This window comes from Vibrio sp. TRT 1302, from assembly GCF_050113875.1.
In the GTDB taxonomy this organism is placed as follows: Bacteria; Pseudomonadota; Gammaproteobacteria; order Enterobacterales; family Vibrionaceae; genus Vibrio.
This window is the reverse complement of record NZ_JBNJOF010000016.1, coordinates 72,149-90,842: the sequence shown is the minus strand read 5'-3', so window position 1 is coordinate 90,842 and position 18,694 is coordinate 72,149. Positions and strand designations below refer to the sequence as shown.

The following is an 18,694-nucleotide window of genomic DNA, read 5'->3' as shown; positions in this document are numbered from 1 at the left end:
TATCCGTGTCAGGGACTGAGGTGAGCTATGAATAAAATAATAACACTGTTTTTTATCTTGCTGCTGTGCAGTGGTGTATATCTAGAAGTGCATCTAAATAAAAAAACGGCGAGGCCTTGAGCCTCGCCGTTTTTCTAACACTAAGTATGGTTACGAAAGTTTAAACGTTGCCACTTTGTCAGTCAGTTCTTGTGCTTGCAGCTTTAGCTTACTTGATTCTTGTGAGCTATCTTGAGCATTGATAACGAGCTCATCGGCCACATCTTTAATCGAAGTGATGTTTTGTGTGATCTCACTTGTTACGTGAGTTTGTTCTTCTGCTGCCGTCGCAATTTGTGTCGCCATATCGCTGATCAAAGAAACCGCTTCATGAATTTCACTCAAAGCATTGGTTGCTTGGTCGGCGTCGGATACTGAGGTGCTCGCCAAGTTGGAGCTGCTATCCATTAAGCTTACCGCTCGTGTTGTGGTTTTTTGAAGTGTATCAATCGTCGCTTTGATCTCTTCGGTGGACGCATGAGTACGCTGCGACAGCACTCGAACTTCATCCGCGACGACGGCAAAACCGCGACCTTGCTCACCTGCGCGTGCCGCTTCGATAGCTGCGTTGAGAGCGAGTAGATTGGTTTGCTCCGCAATGCCTTGAATCGTCGAAAGAACCGTTGAAATCTCTTGTGCGTGGCGATCTAATTCACTGATAACTGAGCTTGCTTCAGAGAGCTCTTCTGCAAGGCTGTTAATAGACCCTTTAGTACGTAGAACTAAAGACTGACCGTTATTCGTACTCGTCGTTGAACCATGAGCGGCTTCGGCGGTTTGTTCTGCATGAGAGGCGATTTCGCGGGTAGCACTTGCCAACTCTGTGACAGCCGTTGCGACCATAGTGATCTCTTGCTGCTGTTGATGGATCTCAGAAACGGCGTTATTCGAACGCTGTGTGTTGTTGTCTGATTGCCCATTGATGAGATGCGCTTGTTCACGAATATGACCAATCAACTTTTGCAGACTGCCTACAAAGGTATTGAAGTTGTTCGCTAGACGACCTACTTCATCATCACTTTCCACTTCGATACGTTGGGTAAGGTCACCACTGCCGTTGGCGATCTGTTCCAATGCTTGAGATACGTTATTTAACGGTCTAAATAAGATGCTACACAGTAAGTTGAATAGCAGAGTACAGATGACAACCACAATGGCGGTGACGAGTACTTGCCCCCAGACCGCATCAAACAACGGTGCAACCAAAGAACCGTAGTTGATAAGCGTGACTGTTGTTAATGATGTGCCCTCTATTTTCTGAGCATACAGAACATACTCTTCTCCAGCTATCGAAATGAACTCATCGTGACCACTGCGTGAAGCGTTTTGAATGGTATTGAAGTCTAAACCCAACTGACTAACAGGCTGGTTGAGAAGCTTAGTATCTTTATGGGTAAAGATGTTGCCTTTCTCGTTGGCAATGAACATGTAGCCCTCACCCGGGAGGATCACTTTGTCCATGCTGTTAAGAATATCGGTGATTTCTACATCCGCCCCCAGCACGACTTGCTCACCATGTAAGTTGAGTGCCTTACCCAGTGAAACAACATTTGCGCCAGTCGCAGCCGCTACAGTTGGGTTGTCCATAAAGACTTTGCTAGGGTCTGCGACAGCATTGATGTACCAACCCCACTTACGTGGGTCATCATTCCCAGAAGGTAGCACCACACCATTGGCATTTTCCTGACTGCCATCAGGGTAGGCCAAGAATACGTTGTCAAAAGCAGCGGAGTGGCTCACCTGTTTAAGGTGCGTAAGAATCGCCGTTTTGTCTACCTCTTGAGATAGTGAGGTGAGCGCACGCTCTTTTGATAGTAACCAGTCAGTAACGTACTGATTGTAAGATGCCGTTGTACTCTCAAGGCGCTGTTCAACCTCTGTGTCCATGCGGCTTAGCGAAGCGTTAAACGAAAGTGCTTCGACCAATAGTCCCCCGACTATGATGGCAGTACTCGCAGAAATCGCGAGTTTGTTTTTAAGTGACAGTTTCTTAAACATTGGAAACCTTATTTTAATGTTATGGTGAGTTATAAATGGAACAAGCGAAAAGAGGAGTAAATATAATTTCTAAGCGTGAATTAAATCATGACCTAAGTCTAGTCTTTCAAAGTTGTAGAGCTCAAACATTCATGAAAATGTGACCAAACGGAATCCGATTCACAGTATTTATGCCGTTATGCATTGGCACAAACCTGCCAATGCCCTGTCATATTTAACACTGGTGAAAGCACGAATAAAAAGCCGAGTGTCTATCCGATTGTAAGAAGAGAATTAAGTTATGGGCTTGGAGATAACTTTGGATGAAAGATTAGAAAGTATTTTGAGACCATATTCGTGGTTATGTTGTAGACCTAAGCTTCCCATCGACACTCTAAGTCTGGAAGCCCTTCTTCATTTTTGCTGTTGCCTACTTGAACATCGAAACCATGTGCGCGGTAGAATCTTTTGGCTTTTTCGTTTACTTCAAACGTCCTTAACGTCAATGAACCATTTGATCGCTCTTTAGCTTGGTTCAGTAAATACGAGCCGATACCTTTTCCTTGGAATTTCGGTGAAACATATAGCTGGCTGATCTCTGTTTCCGAACTAGCTATAAAGGCAACAGGATGAGAGCTATCGATTCGGACAACGACGAATACTTGATAACGATTAGGCAGGATATGTTCGAGGAAGTAAGCTTGTGACTCAAAGGAGTGAATGGGTTGTATACCGATAGCTTCCATCATTGATTCACGCCAAAGAGACGTAACTTCCTGGATGTGTTCTGAAGATAAAAGCTCCATTTTGTAGATAGTTAAGTCCATGTTTTCTCCACCAATATAACGCTTAGTTGCCGACAGCTTGCGGCTTTCTTTACTATAACGCAGTCTTTTCATATTGGTTTAATTAATATTTGGTAAGTTAGAACCCCCAGCCTCTGGCCTTTGCCAATCGTTTTGTCATTACTTATACAATCCCATTCATTGAATGTTGGAGTAGACCTGCGGAAGTGGTAACAACAGGTCTACTAACTAAGAAGAGAGAGCTATTTGCTGTCAACGCGTACGAACATCATGGTCATTGCGAATGACAGAGTAAACACACCAATAACGCCCAATACCGCTTGAATAAAGTTCTGCGTACCGCTCGCTAAGTAAGCTGGCAGACTAAACACAGAAGAGAGAATGTAGCTAGTTAGGTGTGTATCGATGGTTACTGAAATCGCACCAACAATGCCTGTTGCCAAACTCGCCATCAATAGTGCTTTGGTGTATTTGGTGAGCACACCGAATAGCGCTGGCTCAGTGATACCAAGAACGGCTGTGATCCCTGAACCCAGAGTGATAGAAGATTGCTCTTTTGTAGAGAATTTACGTTGCTTGTACCATACCGCCATTGTCGCGCCAGCGATGCCTAAGTTGCCTAAACACATGATCGGCATTAATAGATCCTTTCCATACAGCGCGAAGTTGTTCAAACTGATTGGCGTCATACTGTGGTGGATACCAAATACGATGGTAATTGGACGCGTTAAACCAAATACGAAACCAGTCAATGTAGGTGAAACTTCCAGTAGTGAACTTACAACCCAACCTGCGCCGTTACTAAGCCACATGCCCGCAGGAGCAACTAAAGAAAGGACCAACGTCGATGTTACCGTAAAGGCAAGTAGCGGAGTGAATACGGGTTTGGCAGAAGCAGGAACTAACTTATCTACCATAGGGGTGATTTTGGATAGTACCCAAACCGCTAGAATTGCTGGTACGATTGCGCCGCCGTAGTTCAGTAGCTCAATAGGAATAACTCCAAATACGTTCAACTCTGGTGCGTTGCCAGCGTTAGAAAGTAGGGTCGCTTTCTCCAATAATTTCGGCGACATCATTGCCGCTGCTACTGCTAGCGCAATGTATTCGTTAACGTTAAATACTTTTGCTGCTGAGAAAGAAACGAGCATTGGCAGGAAAAAGAAAACCGCGACGGAAATGGAGCGGAAGAAGAAGACCGTATCTGAGCTTTCCGAGATAACGTTGGTTGCAATCAAGCCAGATAGCAATCCCATTAGCATACCAGCACCAGCGATTGCAGGTACAACCGGGCCGAAGATACCAGCTACAATGCGCATCGCATTTTGGAACAGCTTTCCCTTCTCTTTTTCAATTTCAGTACTTGGTTGTGCGGTCGCAGTGCCTGATAGTGCCAAATACCACTTTTCAACGTCGACTCCGATGATAACTTGAGTCTGTCCTTGTGCTAGAACCACCCCTTTTACTCCCGGAATTGCTTCAAGCTGCGCCTTGTTTGCTTTCGATTCATCCACGAGTTTGAAGCGCAATCGGGTCATGCAGTGGGTGATGTTGGCGATATTCTCGTTACCGCCTAGTGCCTCAACCAGTCGTTCTAGTTTCATACTAAAATCATCTACTTTTCCTGACGATACGCCGCCAGTAGCGATATTATTTTGTGTCAATTCCATCATACTTCCTATGTGCTTTTTTGGCTCATTCATTGCGTTTATCTTAGCTATTGGTCGTATTTATCCAATCGACAACTTAGTGATTAAAATCACATTAAATCGGTTAAAATACAAATTTATGGCTTTTTTTGTCAATTGGTTCGTTTTTATTGGTGAATTCAAAACAGGAACGAACCAGTTAAATTTAGGTGTGATTTACCGCTTGTAATTTGTTTTTTTTCACGCTTATATAAAATAAATTCTGCTAGCTAGAGATAGTTTAAAGTGAACAAAAATACCATATCAAATATTGAGTGCGTGATTACAAAACCAGATCGACATAACCTAATCACTGTTATCGTGGAAACAGATTCTGGTGTAACAGGTTATGGATGCGCAACATTTCAACAGCGACCATTAGCGGTAAAAACCATGGTGGATGAATATCTAAAGCCACTATTAATTGGCCGAGATGCAAATAACATCGAAGATCTTTGGAAAATGATGATGGTTAATGCATATTGGCGAAATGGTCCTGTTATTAATAACGCTATTTCTGGTGTTGATATGGCACTGTGGGATATTAAGTCTAAATTGGCTAATATGCCACTGCATCAATTGTTTGGTGGTAAATCACGAGATGCTATTCAAGTTTATACGCATGCAACCAGTGATACGATGGAAGGCTTGTATGATCAAGTAGATAAATATTTAGAGCAAGGATATAGACATATTCGATGCCAATTAGGGTTTTATGGTGGTGTTCCTGAAAATATCAAAACAGCAGAGAGTCCGACGCAAGGTTCATATTACGACCAAGACCAGTACATGGATAATACGCTCGAAATGTTTAAAAGTCTGCGTGATAAATATGGCAAGAAATTCCATATTCTTCACGATGTACATGAGCGATTGTTCCCTAATCAAGCGATTCAATTTGCTAAGCAAGTCGAGCAGTACCAACCTTACTTCATTGAAGATATCTTGCCACCAAACCAAACCGAATGGTTGGATAATATCCGTAGTCAAACGAGCGTTTCTCTAGCATTAGGTGAACTATTCAATAACCCTGAAGAGTGGAAAGCAATGATAATCAACCGCCGTGTGGATTTCATTCGTTGCCACGTATCGCAAATCGGTGGTATTACACCGGCATTGAAACTTGGCCATTTCTGCGAAAGTTTTGGTGTACGTATTGCGTGGCATTGTCCACCCGATATGACACCTATTGGCGCAGCAGTGAATACTCACTTAAACGTTCATCTGCATAATGCTGCCATACAAGAACACGTGCAATATCAAGCCAATACCCAGCGAGTATTCCCGAACGCGGCAGAGCCTATCAACGGTTACCTATATGCTTCAGAAATCGCGGGTATCGGCGTTGAGATGGATCGTCAGGCTGCGCAGGATTTTCCGGTTGAGTATCGACCACATGAATGGACACAAAGTCGTTTACCAGACGGCAGTATTCATACCCCATAAGGCAAAGCTTGTTTAGTAATGTCTTTTCGAACCTATGAAAAACGACCGCTATTCGCGGTCGTTTTGATCTCGGTAATTCAGGCTTTCTGGATTAAATTTAGTGTGATAAGTACATTGGTAGTTAATATCAATGATGTCGCTAACAATAAATACCTCACCGGTTTTTAAAAAACCACGGTTAGTAATATTCATCGCCGAGCTATTACGCTTACAATCTAGCAAAGTAGCATCCTCTTTAGAGACATTAATTGCCTGGTAAGTTGTTAAATAACTATCAATTTCTAATCCTAGTGACAATACATGTTTTTGCAATGAGTTTTCAATAATATCATCGTTGATTTTTGGAAACATATTGGCAGGTAGTCTTGTTTCCTCAATCTGTGTTACTTTTCCTTGAATGAGTCTAAGGCGTCTTATGTGCCAAATGTATTCATCTTCTTCTATTGAAAACATCTGTATTTCATGGGCTGTGGGTAGGCGCTTGTTTAACTTTATCTTTTTGTATGAAATCTCACCAAATTTATTTTCTGTGACCGAGTTATAGATGAGAGGAGAACCAATAATAGAGGTGTTAACAAAATAACCAGAGCCAACTTTTGACTTTACGATGCCAATCGCTTCCAGTTTAGCAAGAGCTTTTCGAACTGAAAAACGAGGAATATCATACTTTTCTACCAATTCACGTTCTGATGGTAGCTTAACATCTATAACGTTCTGACAAATTTTGCTGATGATATCTTTAACTAGTTCTTCGTATTTTTTCATATGAGATTAATTGTTTCGATAAACTGTGTAAACTTGAGTTGATTATTCATTGGAATTATAAAATGTTATTCAACATAAATCAGATAAAATATTTTTATTATTTGAACTTAAACCAATAAGGTCTAGAGAGCAACGGCCAACTCAAGAACGATTAGAAAATGCGTTCTATTTTTTGTGATTCAGTCTAGTTGGGTAAGCTAAAAAGCCTTCTAGATAGAAGGCTTTTGGGGCAGGAGAGTATCTGCTGAACTATGGCTTAATGGCGGTGCAAAAGCTCACATCTGAATGTTGTGTTTCTGGGTCGTAGCTGTGATATAGCTCGAAACAAGGACGGTCATCGTTCTCCATTCCTGAGTTAATCACATTATCCATCAAGTCATCCCACGCTTTTGAATATTGGCTCTGCTCAGTAATCTTTTGGCGCATTACCGCGTACTGGCCTCCAGGGAAATCCTGTAGCTCAATATTTTGTGGAACTTCGGTATCTTCTGGAACCATTAAGCAGATGTCTGTACGGCATTTATCATTCGGTGTGATTTCCGGATTATCATGATAGATAAAGATGCAGGTATTGCCTGCGAGACCTTTCATTCCAGCCCACTGATAGAGACGCTCGGTGGCTTCTTGGTAACCTTCGCCATACGGACCAGTAACTCGTACGTAAGCTAATTTGGTTGCATCAAACTGTTGTAATTCCATTGTCTTGCTCCATATTGTTGGTTCAGAGCCAGTATAGGGTTCGATGATATCGCTTTCGTTTCCATTCTTGCGCAACGTGTGTCCAATCTTGCTGTTTCGCGCTAAATTAGAAAATGCCTGATAGTTTTCGCAATCTCTAAATTCGCTCGGCGTCACCCCGTAGTGTTGCTTAAACGCTTTAGCTAGGCTTTGAGAAGAGGAAAAACCGTATTCAAGAGCAATATTGAGTACGGGTTGCTTTGATTTGAAGAGTTCGTCGGCTGCCGCCGCAAGCCTTAACCGACGAATGAAATCAGCTAAGGTTTCTCCCTGTACCGCCTTAAATGTGCGATGAAAGTGGTAGGGAGAGAGGTTAGCCAAAGCGGCGACTTCTGGCAGATTCAGAGGTTCATTAAAGTGTCGTTCCAGATAGCGAATGACTGGAATCAGCCGTTTATGATAGTCGACGCGCATTGTTCTACTCATGATCAAGAATTGAGAGAGAAAAGACTAAACGATTTGAGTTTGGTTGCAATCCAAAATCCATCAATTTGAGAGCAAGGGTTTGTGGTAACAAACAATGAAAAAGGCCGTTATCCCCATATTGGGAGTAACGGCCATGTCTAAAGCTTGTGTTTTAGAGCGGAGATGTTTAGTTGTCTTGGTTTTGGCTTTGTAGTTTCTCTTTTGCTTCTTCAACTTTAGAGAAGTCCAATCCAAGCTCTTCAACCGCCTCTTTGATCAGTGTAGGGTTTTGCATGACTTGCGCCATTAGCATCTGAAGCTTGTCTTGAGGTAAGCCCAATTGACTGATAGTTGCCATTGCAGCAAAAGGGTTTTGTGTCAGAGTCTGAAAAATCTCGTTGATTTGTGCGTCGCTGATGTTGTTCTCTTTTAGCAGTGCAATAATCGGATTCATCATCTTTCCTTTTTAGTTGGTACTCATTTCGCCAGAGTGTAGCACTGGTTCGGATACGATTGAACTCCCAGCCAGCAGGATTCCAATGCTACTTTGTAGGGCGATGTTAGTCGCAGATATAAAAAAGCTCGAGTGAAGACTCGAGCTTGAGAGTATTTGCGGTCGATACGCTTATACGTAGTACGCTTCTACTTCGCCTTTAAGCTGGATAAGCATTGGGTTACCGTAACGGTCTTTTGCTTTTGGAGACGCGATTTTAACCCAGCCTTCACTGATGCAGTATTCTTCAACGTCAGTGCGCTCTTTACCTTTGAAACGAATACCGATTTGGTGATCGAAGCACTCTTTCACAAAGAAAGGGCTGCGTGGGTTACCTGATAGGCGATCTGGTAGAGCTGGTTTAGCTGTATCTGTCATGTTTGTCGACCTTGAAGTCCGTAAAAAAAGTGCGTTATTGTAGTCAGTGCTTGATTTGGATTCAAGCTTGTCCTGACGGTTCGCTTGGCTATATACCCTTGCAATATTGTGCATTCGCTGTTGGGAAAACCATTCTATGCAGCTGAGCCGTCAGTTCTTTACTTGGTTGAGAGAGGTTCGCCAAGAACGTATCAATCAGGTTTTCTTTGCTGACTTTCACCCTAGTTTCAGTCTCAATATCTCGAAGATCGATCAGTACATCCGTGAAGAGATGCGGTAAGTCTGTCAGCACCTGAAGATTGAGTACATTGTGCTCGCTGTAAATCGAATTGTGGCTACCTCTGTGCTTCTGTACCACATAAGGGTTGTCTTTGAGGTTGATGATGGATGTGCGTTTTTCACAGCGCTTGAGGCAACCTTTGTTGACCTTAATCTTGCGGCATCCTTCCGTCTGCTGGAATAGACACTGGCGGCTGGTCAGCAGAGTGTTTGGGTGATAAATACTGTAAAAACTGCGCATGTTGTGAGGTCGTTTGATATGACGCATCTGCTTCATATTTAACTCATTAGAGATAAACGCCCCGCTGGCCGCGAACTCTTGTTGCAAGCACTTGAATGAATAGGAATTGACGGTGTTCATCTGTGGCCCCGCTACCCAAGGCAATCCCAGGGTTTTGGCAAGCATACCTACGCCGGAGTTATTGGTGATCAACAGTTTCGGCTTGATGGCTTGCAAAAATGTGCCTGCTGCTTGGTAATCATCACCGATTAAAATCGCTGGAAACCAAGGTTTTAGGTTCGGATTTGCTTGAAAAAGGGCCACCATAGTCTCCAGTTCATCGGCTAGTCCCATCGGCATTTGGTAGTAAACGTCAATATTTGGGTTGTCACACAGTGCTACTTCTTCGTTCGAAGAGATGAGAACAGATAGTCTTGGCGATGCTGCCAGTGCTTCAGCCTGAACCAAGGGTGGTAAGACGGGAACATCTACCGCACCTTTCAGGCTACTGCCAGTATTGTCAGTTTGTTCTAGGTTGAAGCTTTCGGTAGCGGCGGCGACTCTTTCTATGATGGCTGTTTTATCGTCGTACAGTTTTTTCTTAACCTGCTGGACTTCTTCTACGGTCTTACATTGATAAATTTTAGAGAAATGTTTTACAGCGTGATCGCGCGGATTATCGATATACATCGATTTGCCGAAATCGCCTTGCAAGAAAGCATTTGAAAAGTCTCGGTTGAACACGGTGTAAAGTTCTCTCGTGTCGCTTGAAAGCTCCACACCATCACATAGGCGATCTATTTGCTGACGCCAGTTGTCGACTACCGTATAGACATAATGGGATTTTTTGATCCGTCCTTCGACTTTAAGCGAATAAACACCGGCTGCCGCTAAGGCTTCAAGATCGCCAAAGGCCGAGTTGTCTTTCATGTTGAGCGGGTAGTGATGGCCTGTGTTGGTTGGTTGATATTGTTCACGGCAAGGTTGGCTACAGCGCCCACGGTTACCCGATGCTCCGTTACGTGCAGAACTGATATAGCAAATACCAGAAAACCCGATGCAATAGGAACCGTGAACAAACACTTCCATCATCACGTTATGCTGACGACCAAACTGAGCTAAATGGCTGATCTCATTGATATTGAGTTCGCGTGAAAGATTGACGCGACTTGCCGTTAGTTGATTGAGAAATAGGATCTGTCCTTCATTATGGGTATTCAATTGGGTTGAGGCATGAACATCCAGATCAGGAAAATGATGTTTTAAGATGTAGGCAAGGCCAAGATCCTGAACAATGACGCCATCAATGCTGGTGGTGTTGAGTTGGCTGAGCAAGCGCACAATTGCTGGAATTTCGCTTTCAAGAATCAATACGTTGAGTGTCAGGAAGATTTTGCAGTTGTGCTGATGTGCGAGGCGAAGCACTCCGTTTAAGTTGTCCAATGTTAGATTGGTCGCTCGGTTGCGAGCGTTGAATCGATCAAGTCCACAGTATATCGCATCCGCTCCGGCGGCAATCGCAGCCTTAATAGAATCAATATCTCCCCCAGGGGCCAACAACTCAAATTGATCGCGTGTCACTACTCGCCTCTTACATAAAATCGAAAATGAGCACGCATTCTACGGGTTTCAGACTCCTGCTGCGGTACTAGTTAACTTTTTATTAATCTGGGTCAAAAACAAATGGTGGCTTTCGCGAGTTTTGAGGAGGAATGAATCTATAGAGACCGAGTAGCGTGAGTGAGACATCTTTTCTGTTGCAATTTATTAGAATTGCTTTAGTGTTATACCTATGTATATCACTAAAGCGTAAATGATAAGGCAGAATTCATGATTGAGTGGAACGAAACACAGCCTATCTTTCGTCAGCTATCCGATCGAATTACCGAGCAGATTTTGCAGGGAGTTTGGTTGGAAGGTCAGGCTTTGCCATCAGTGCGGGCGGTGGCGAGTGATCTTAAGATCAACCACATAACCGTGATGAAAGGTTATCAATTACTCGTGGATGAAGGCCTAGTTGAGAAAAAGCGCGGTCAAGGGATGTTTGTTGCGGAGGGTGCAATAGCACGTCTAAAAGCAGTTCAGAAACAGGATTTTATTGAACAACAAATTCCTTCAATCGCAGCAAAACTCACACAGCTAGATATTCCACTGAATGAATTTATTGAACGGTTAACGGTGCACGTTGAGGGTAAACAATGAGTGTATTAATTAGTGCTCGACAGGTAAGCAAAGAATACTCAGGTCGTGTGAAAGGACAAAACGAAGCCATAAAAAATATTAGCTTTGAGTTGAAACCTGGTCAGGTCTTAGGTCTGCTTGGTCACAATGGTGCTGGCAAGTCCACTTTAATCAAAAGTTTACTTGGTGCACATCAATATCGTGGTGATATCGAGGTTCTTGGATTTGAACCAGTGGCGCAGCGTGCCAATGTGATGCAGCATTTATCCTACATATCAGACGTTAATGTCTTGCCTGAGTGGATGACGGTGGAACAACTGCTTCGTTATACTGCAGGTGTCCATCCGAGTTTTGATTTAGCCAAAGCTCAGCAAGTGATCGCCAAGACGGATATTAGACCAAATAGCAAAATCAAAGCGTTGTCGAAAGGGATGAAAGTCCAGCTGCATCTAGCGATCGTCATTTCGACGGACACCAAAGTGTTGATTTTGGATGAACCAACTCTCGGTTTGGATCTTGTTTATCGTGATACTTTTTACCGCCACTTGCTAGAGTGGTTCCATGATGGAGAGCGCGCGCTGATTATTGCTAGTCATGAAGTGTCTGAAATTGAACACCTTCTTACGGATGTGTTGATTCTAAAGCATGGCGAAGTGGTGTTGCAGTCGTCGATGGAAGACGTTGCCCAAGGATTCGTGGTTGTTGAAACGAATCACGATCAGAATCAACAAATCGAGTCATTGAATCCGCTCTCAAGCGAACGAGGTTTAGGCTCTACACGTTGGCTACTGCGTTCAGAACAAGCTGAGCACTTGCAAGATGTTGACCGAATTTACAATGTAAAACTGGCCGATCTATTTTTAGCGTTGCAGAAGGAGGCGGTGTAATGAACGCGAATGTTTATATGCTAGAAAAAGAGTGGTTGGAGCATAAGGTTATTACTCGTATTCCTGTTGCTTTGTTGATCTGTGGCGTGGTGCTGTTGCTGAGTTTATTGATGAACTCAACTATCCAGAGCAATGTTACCTATGAACTGACCTACCAGAATGATGGCTTTGAGTCGGGTTTCGAACTTGGGAAACAGCTCAGTCACTTAGTTTTAGTTGTTAGTGGATTGCTCTCAATACTGCTTACCTGTCTCTATTTTCCTAAAACGCTGCGCAAGGAGCGTCAGGAAGGCAGTGTGATGTTCTGGCGTAGTATGCCGGTCACCGATTTAAACATGCACGCAGTGAAATTGGCGTTCGGTCTGCTGGTGGTTCCTGTCATTTGTTCAATGTTGGTTATTGCAGCGGACTTTTTGATGTGGATTATCAACCTAGTGATGTCTGAGCAATTCCCTCTGTTCTTTACTGGCGAATCGTTGTTTTACGTTGGAAGTCATTGGCTAGAGTTTATTGGTCGTATGTGGCTGGTTGGCGTAGCGCTGTTGCCTTTTGCCACCATAGCGATGGCGATTTCGCAAAAGGTCAATTCACCGCTGTTGATTATGCTGATCGCTCTGTATGTGATTAAGCTGTTGGCGAGCAACTTGTTTGCTACGGATCTTGTCAGCCAATTTATTGATGCCATCACAAACTTGCCGTTAGACGTGTTGGTTGAATCTAACCCTATGACCGCATTTGCTAATGCTGGCACACTGAACTTAGCGGTGTTCTTTAGCTTAGGCGTGTTAGGACTGCTGGTGAGTTTGAGGCTCAGTCGAACCATCGATTAATAGGGATTTAAAGTAAAAAGGTAGCTGACAGGCTACCTTTTTCACTTGTTGAAACAGGCTACTGTGCATACGAGCCTTGTGGCGAGTCAGTTTAAATTGTTCTTTTTAAAACTGTCCACGTAGGCTTTATCTTCACGCATAATGTGTTGGCTGAGCCAGTTCTTCAAGAAACTCATCAGTTCATCCCCAATGTCATCCCCACGTTCGACACGCTTTTGAAAATCGAGTACTTGCGCAACCAGTTGGTTGTGCTTTTCGATGTGTTCTTTGGTTTGTGAGTAGTCGATTTGATCAAACAGTACCTCTTCGTATTTAAAATGATTGGCCGTGTAATCAATCAGACCTTGTACCACTCGTTTTATAGAACTTAACCCGTAGTTATGTTTTAGCAAGTGGTACAACTCATTAATCAAATGCAGTAAGGCTTGATGTTGGCGGTTAATCTCTTCGAGACCAATGTCCAGTTGACTGCTCCATTCCATCAACTTATCTCGCTTAGCTTCCTCTGCGTCTATCTGTCGTTGGTCAGTCGCAAAACGGTGTAGCAGGGAATCAATCTCACCAGATAGGTTTCTTACGGTAATGCTGGCGAGTAAGGTTTCCTGAGTCGCTCGGACGTTGTTGTCTGACTCGTTGGCGATAAGTTGCAAGCACTGCTCAAGATCTTGAGTTTTTCTCGTCTGTTCATCGGAAGAGTGCGCGATATGTTGTCCATATTCACGTACATCATCGATTTGCAGGTTAAGTTCTTTAAAGGTGTGTTCTGCCGCAGATGCGATAGCCAGAGAGCGTTCCATGCTGGATTTGTTTTCCTTCATGGTCTCCATTACATCGTCGGTTTTAGATTGCAAGTTATTGATTTTTTGTCGGATTTCTTCGGTCGCTTCTTGGGTTCTCATTGCTAAAGAGCGCACTTCATCGGCAACCACGGCAAAGCCACGGCCCTGTTCTCCTGCTCGGGCACTTTCTATTGCTGCATTTAAGGCGAGTAGATTCGTTTGTTCAGCGATGCTACTGATGGTTTCCATCACCTGGCTGATTTGTGCCGTTTCGTGCATCAGGGACTGAAAGTGTTCATTTGAGTTGTCTATGTGTTGGTTGGCATTATCGAGAGCCGTCTCCAAGGCGATCATATCTGTGGTGCCTTGATCCGCTTTTGTTTTTGCTTCATTAGCGAGCGATGCTGTTGACTCGCAATAGCTTGATACATTGTGCGTGATTTCAGAGAGCTGTTCGATGATCTGTCGGGCGGTATCGACATCATTCTTTTGACCAATAGCCCCTGTTTTAGAGATACCAGAGTCTTTTTGCACGGTATCCGCGACGCTGACCAAACGAGCGGTTGACTTGCGCAATGCGTGAACGGTACGAGAGATGTCTTCACCTATCCGGTTAAAGGTGCGTAGGAGTGGCGCGGTGAGATCATCATCGCAAGCAACTCTAACGGTAAGATCCCCTTCTGAAAGATGGCGCGCTGCCTGACTGATGTGCTGCAACATGCCCCCCATTGAACGGACAATGTTTAAAACAATGACATGGTAAAACACCACTAGCAGTAACCAACCCCACTGCTGGAGAAAGAACAGATATCCAGCCACCGGAAGAATCAAAAGGGTCATTGCGATAGACCATTGTACTGGGGTTAATTGGCTCAATTTGGATGCTAGCGATTTAAACATACCTTCGCCTCTTATAGATTACCGTTGATCACTCCATTAAATTTAGGCGAAAGATTGAGATTCCCCACACTAAATATGCAAATTATTTTAGTGTCACTAAGCAAGAGTAGTTAGAAGGTAAAAGGTGGCCTAAATCGAAAGAGTAACCGAGTGGTTATCGCTCTGTATTGCGCCCTGTAGAGGGGGGACTGTGTCGAAACGCGAAGGAAAAAAGCGTTTTCCAATTAGGAAAAACCTGAGTGATAGAATTTCTCACTGCCTATTCCACAAATCTGGTAATCATTACTTTATTAATAAATTGTAGTGATGTTTTATATGGATTGTTAATTTGAGCGGCGGACTCTATCGCTAGCTCTAATCTTATGAAGTGGGAATAACTCAGTGAATCAGATGGTTGATCGAGATCTTGACGTCTCTGTTGTCGAGTTGAACACACCGCGGTCACGTCGTGGCAGTTTCAAATGGCGCGGTATCGAAGTGCGGCTTGGCCTCGCGTTAGCCATGTTATCGATGACGACCTTATTGCTGGCGCTGTTCAGTTCGACCACCTATGACAAGCTTGAGTTAGCGTTAGTTGACCTAAAAGAGAAAGAGATTCCAGCTTTGGAGCAAGCGGCTCGGTTGAATGATATGGTGAGACTTGTGATCACCGACTCTTCGCAACTGGTGGCAGCGGATTCAAATCTTGAACGACGCAAAGCGATGCAACGAGTCGAAGAGAGCATCAATGAAATGGGGCGGGTACTGGCACATTTCCCTGAGTATTACGCTTACTTTAAAGATCTCATCATGCAAGTGAGCAACAGCCTTAGCTTACTGTATCAAAGTGGTGAAGAGTCTCGAGAACTCAATAAAGAGTTGCGCCATTTGCTTGAAGGTTTTTATCCCTTGCTTCAACAGGTCAGTGAAGAACTCGATAGTCTTCCTCAAGAGCAAAAATCCCGTCTTCAATACAGCCAGCTTAAAGCATTGTTGTTTTATCAGTTGGGCTTGGTAGAAAAACTTTATAACGATGGCAGCTTTAATGAGTTGGATTACACCACTTATCGCCTAGAGCAGTTGGGTCAAGATTGGTTTAGTCTGTGGCTGGAAAGTGGCTTAGCGAGTTCTTTACCTGCGCTGGATGAAAAACTATCGGTTATCTATACCCTCGCGTCTCGTTCAAGTCGTCTGGTTCAGCTAAAGAATCAGGCGCTCGAACATCATTATCAGCAAGAATTTTTACTGGAAAACAGTCGTAAGTATCTTCATCAGCTATCGGTTCAGATAGAACGAAATACCGCGAATGTGAATTTAGAAATTGATTCCTCTATCGCTCATGTTCAACGCTCGTTGGCCTCTAACCGTACCTTCTCTCTGGCTCTGTCACTGTTTAGCTTAATCGCTGCTGCGGGTATTTCTTGGTTCTACGTTCGTAAGAATATTTTGGAACGTTTGCTCAATTTGCGTGATGACATGTTCGCTATTTCAACCGGCCATTTGGATACAAAAATTGAGCTAAAAGGTCATGATGAAATTACCCAAATGGCGAAGTCCCTTCAGGTGTTTCAGGCTACAGCTAAAGTGGTGAAGAAAACCAATCAAAAGCTCGAAGCAGAAGTGGAAGAGCGCCGCGTGGCGGAAGAGAAACTGCGAGTGACTCAAGATGAACTGATTCAGGCAGGAAAACTCGCCGCATTGGGCCAGTTAAGTGTGGGGATTACTCATGAGATCAATCAGCCACTGACGGCCATAAGCAGCCATACTCGCAGCGCTCAGAAATGGTTAGAGCAGCAGAGAAGTGATAAAGCGACCCACAACCTGCAAAAAATCGAACAGCTCCTCGGTAAAGTAGCGGCGTTGACGCATCACCTAAAAGCCTTCTCTCGCAAGAGCGATGGAAAAATCTCATCGGTTGAAGTCATGCCGGTTGTCAATGATGCGATAGAACTGTTCACCAACCGTCAGGTACCGATAGTGCTCGATTGTGGGCTTGCTTCTGATGAGATCGTACGGGCGAATCCGATTCGCTTAGAGCAGGTGTTGGTCAATCTGATCAGTAATGCCATTGATGCGGTAGAAAACAAATCAGAGCCACTGATCTTAGTTTCGGTGGCACGCGTTGATAATGACGTGACCATTGCGGTCAAAGACAATGGTAAAGGCATTGTCGAAGACGATATTCCGCACATTTTTGACCCATTTTATACCCGTAAAGAGGTGGGCAAGGGCCTAGGCTTAGGTCTGTCCATCGCCTTTAATATCATCAAGGATTTTGGTGGTTCGATACGGGTGCACTCTCAGCCTGAGTTTGGCAGTGAGTTTGTAGTACATCTTAAACAAGGCGAAAAAGCATGACGATGGATAAGCGTATCACCCTGATTGATGACGAGCTGGATGTTGTAGAAGCCGTGGGCGAAATGCTCGAACTTGAAGGTTTCACCGTCACTGGATTTACCGACCCTAAGAGTGGTCTGAAATCACTCTCGCCTGATAGTCGACAGGTGGTTCTGTGCGATGTTCGAATGCCTCAGTTAGACGGATTATCGATGTTAGAAGCGATTCAGAGTCGCTCGCCACACTGCGAAGTCATCCTAATGAGTGGTCATGGGGATATTCCGATGGCCATTGAAGCGATCAAACTCGGCGCGTTCGATTTTATTGAAAAACCACTCCAAAGTGATGAACTGATTGAAAAACTCAACCTTGCCGCCACACATATCCACAATGCTCCTAGAGCTCAAAACACCACGGCGGAGCAACCGATTGAAAACGTGATTATTGGTGTTTCTAGCCAGATGGAGATGATTAGAACGCAAGTTCTGGCATTGGCACGTACGGGTGTCGATACCATTATCAACGGTGAAACTGGCACGGGGAAAGAGGTCATTGCACGAGCGCTTCACCGCTATTCAGCACGACGGGAAAAGCCCTTTGTTGCAATTAACTGTGGCGGTATGACCGAAAGCATCATAGAGAGCGAACTGTTTGGCCATGAGGCGGGCTCGTTTACCAGCGCCAACAAAAAGCGGATTGGTAAAATCGAGCAGGCGCATGGCGGCACACTGTTTTTAGATGAAATTGAAAGTATGCCAATCTCAGTGCAAATCAAGTTATTGCGTGTGATTCAGGAGCGGGTGATTGAGCGGGTTGGTGGCAACACATTGATTCCGGTCGATATCACGGTCGTGGCCGCAAGTAAGGCGGATTTGGCGGAGCTGAGTCAGCGTGGCGAGTTTAGAGCGGATCTGTTTTATCGACTCAATATTGCCAGTCTGAATCTCCCACCTCTTCGTCAGCGTAAGGAAGATATTCAGTCCTTGTTTCGCCATTTTGTCGTGCAGGCCAGTCAAAAATATAAGACCCGCGCATCGACACTTTATGCCGAACAAATCCAACAGCTGTGTCGACATGATTGGCCAGGCAATGTGCGAGAGTTAAGAAATGTAGCTGACCGTTTTGTGCTTGGTATCGTTGGCGAAGGTTTTGATCTTCAAGCGCCTTCCACCTTGAGCAGTGATGGCTTTGCGTTTGAGCAGCAGATGGAACAGTACGAGCGTAACGTTCTCACCGAAGCGTTGATTGAAATGGGGGGCAACATCAACGAGGTGTCACTGCGCTTAAATCTGCCAAGAAAAACCCTTTATCGTAAGATGAAAAAACATCAACTGGACAAAGAGAGTTTTAAAGCAAGTCGCCAGATTTAGGGACAAGACATAATTGACCCATCATAGAAGTTTAATAAAAACGTTATACTTATCTGTTTGAATTGCAAGCGAAAAGTTTTTGGCACGCTGCGTGCAAAATGGATGGTTGTTCTGGTTAGAAGTCAGGGAGTGAGTCGTATGTTACGACGGAGACTTTTCCCAATCCGGAACGCCATAAATAACAAATAACTATTTGC

15 protein-coding genes are annotated in these 18,694 nt (G+C 44.1%); 6 read left to right on the top strand and 9 right to left on the bottom strand.

What is annotated here, in order from left to right; translation table 11 throughout:
- Positions 1–150: 150 nt before the first annotated feature.
- The 3 genes from ACQEXP_RS16410 to ACQEXP_RS16400 all read right to left on the bottom strand — a co-directional run bounded on the left by ACQEXP_RS16410 (position 151) and on the right by ACQEXP_RS16400 (position 4,492).
- Positions 151–2,037: a methyl-accepting chemotaxis protein gene (locus tag ACQEXP_RS16410; protein WP_426970963.1), complete on the bottom strand. Its 1,887-nt coding sequence runs from the start codon at positions 2,035–2,037 to the stop codon at positions 151–153.
- A gap of 353 nt (positions 2,038–2,390) precedes the next feature.
- On the bottom strand, positions 2,391–2,915 hold the full coding sequence (locus ACQEXP_RS16405; protein WP_426970962.1) for a GNAT family N-acetyltransferase: 525 nt from the start codon (positions 2,913–2,915) through the stop codon (positions 2,391–2,393).
- Positions 2,916–3,064: 149 nt separating this feature from the next.
- The gene (locus ACQEXP_RS16400; RefSeq protein WP_426970968.1) at positions 3,065–4,492 is read right to left on the bottom strand and encodes a PTS transporter subunit EIIC; all 1,428 of its coding nucleotides are present in this window, start codon (positions 4,490–4,492) and stop codon (positions 3,065–3,067) included.
- 264 nt (positions 4,493–4,756) lie between these two features.
- Between ACQEXP_RS16400 and ACQEXP_RS16395 the strand changes: the two genes are divergently transcribed.
- Positions 4,757–5,956 carry an enolase C-terminal domain-like protein gene (locus tag ACQEXP_RS16395; protein ID WP_426970961.1) on the top strand — a complete coding sequence of 400 codons (1,200 nt, stop codon included), beginning with the start codon at positions 4,757–4,759 and terminating at the stop codon, positions 5,954–5,956.
- Between the two features lie 48 nt (positions 5,957–6,004).
- On the opposite strand, the gene ACQEXP_RS16390 is transcribed toward ACQEXP_RS16395, so the two are convergent.
- The 5 genes from ACQEXP_RS16390 to ACQEXP_RS16370 all read right to left on the bottom strand — a co-directional run bounded on the left by ACQEXP_RS16390 (position 6,005) and on the right by ACQEXP_RS16370 (position 10,815).
- Positions 6,005–6,721, bottom strand: coding sequence for a GntR family transcriptional regulator (locus ACQEXP_RS16390; protein WP_426970960.1), 717 nt, complete (start codon positions 6,719–6,721; stop codon positions 6,005–6,007).
- Positions 6,722–6,970: 249 nt separating this feature from the next.
- Complete coding sequence (locus ACQEXP_RS16385) at positions 6,971–7,873, bottom strand: AraC family transcriptional regulator (protein ID WP_426970959.1); 903 nt, start codon at positions 7,871–7,873, stop codon at positions 6,971–6,973.
- 178 nt (positions 7,874–8,051) lie between these two features.
- Positions 8,052–8,318 carry a DUF2999 family protein gene (locus ACQEXP_RS16380; RefSeq protein WP_426970967.1) on the bottom strand — a complete coding sequence of 89 codons (267 nt, stop codon included), beginning with the start codon at positions 8,316–8,318 and terminating at the stop codon, positions 8,052–8,054.
- A 171-nt stretch (positions 8,319–8,489) separates the two neighbouring features.
- Positions 8,490–8,735, bottom strand: a complete 246-nt coding sequence (locus ACQEXP_RS16375) for a DUF3297 family protein (protein WP_269375343.1) — start codon at positions 8,733–8,735, stop codon at positions 8,490–8,492.
- Between the two features lie 88 nt (positions 8,736–8,823).
- A complete protein-coding gene (locus tag ACQEXP_RS16370; protein WP_426970958.1) occupies positions 8,824–10,815 on the bottom strand; it encodes a U32 family peptidase in 1,992 nt (663 codons plus the stop codon).
- A gap of 249 nt (positions 10,816–11,064) precedes the next feature.
- On the opposite strand from ACQEXP_RS16370, the gene ACQEXP_RS16365 reads away from it, so the two are divergent.
- The 3 genes from ACQEXP_RS16365 to ACQEXP_RS16355 are packed head-to-tail and all read left to right on the top strand — an operon-like array spanning position 11,065 to position 13,132.
- Positions 11,065–11,436, top strand: coding sequence for a GntR family transcriptional regulator (locus ACQEXP_RS16365; protein ID WP_426970957.1), 372 nt, complete (start codon positions 11,065–11,067; stop codon positions 11,434–11,436).
- A complete protein-coding gene (locus tag ACQEXP_RS16360; protein ID WP_426970956.1) occupies positions 11,433–12,302 on the top strand; it encodes an ABC transporter ATP-binding protein in 870 nt (289 codons plus the stop codon). Before ACQEXP_RS16365 ends, ACQEXP_RS16360 begins: the two co-directional genes overlap by 4 nt.
- Positions 12,302–13,132: a hypothetical protein gene (locus tag ACQEXP_RS16355; RefSeq protein ID WP_426970955.1), complete on the top strand. Its 831-nt coding sequence runs from the start codon at positions 12,302–12,304 to the stop codon at positions 13,130–13,132. The genes ACQEXP_RS16360 and ACQEXP_RS16355 overlap by 1 nt, the downstream gene beginning before the upstream one ends.
- Positions 13,133–13,218: 86 nt before the next feature.
- Here the strand turns inward: ACQEXP_RS16355 and ACQEXP_RS16350 are convergent, their stop codons facing one another.
- Positions 13,219–14,811 (bottom strand): bacteriohemerythrin, encoded by a 1,593-nt coding sequence (locus tag ACQEXP_RS16350; RefSeq protein ID WP_426970954.1) that lies wholly within the window; start codon positions 14,809–14,811, stop codon positions 13,219–13,221.
- A 390-nt stretch (positions 14,812–15,201) separates the two neighbouring features.
- Here ACQEXP_RS16350 and ACQEXP_RS16345 point away from each other — a divergent pair, with 390 nt between their 5' ends.
- Together ACQEXP_RS16345 and ACQEXP_RS16340 are read left to right on the top strand one after the other, a co-directional pair.
- On the top strand, positions 15,202–17,148 hold the full coding sequence (locus ACQEXP_RS16345) for an ATP-binding protein (protein ID WP_426970966.1): 1,947 nt from the start codon (positions 15,202–15,204) through the stop codon (positions 17,146–17,148).
- Positions 17,145–18,497, top strand: coding sequence for a sigma-54-dependent transcriptional regulator (locus ACQEXP_RS16340; RefSeq protein ID WP_269375360.1), 1,353 nt, complete (start codon positions 17,145–17,147; stop codon positions 18,495–18,497). Before ACQEXP_RS16345 ends, ACQEXP_RS16340 begins: the two co-directional genes overlap by 4 nt.
- Positions 18,498–18,694 lie beyond the last annotated feature (197 nt).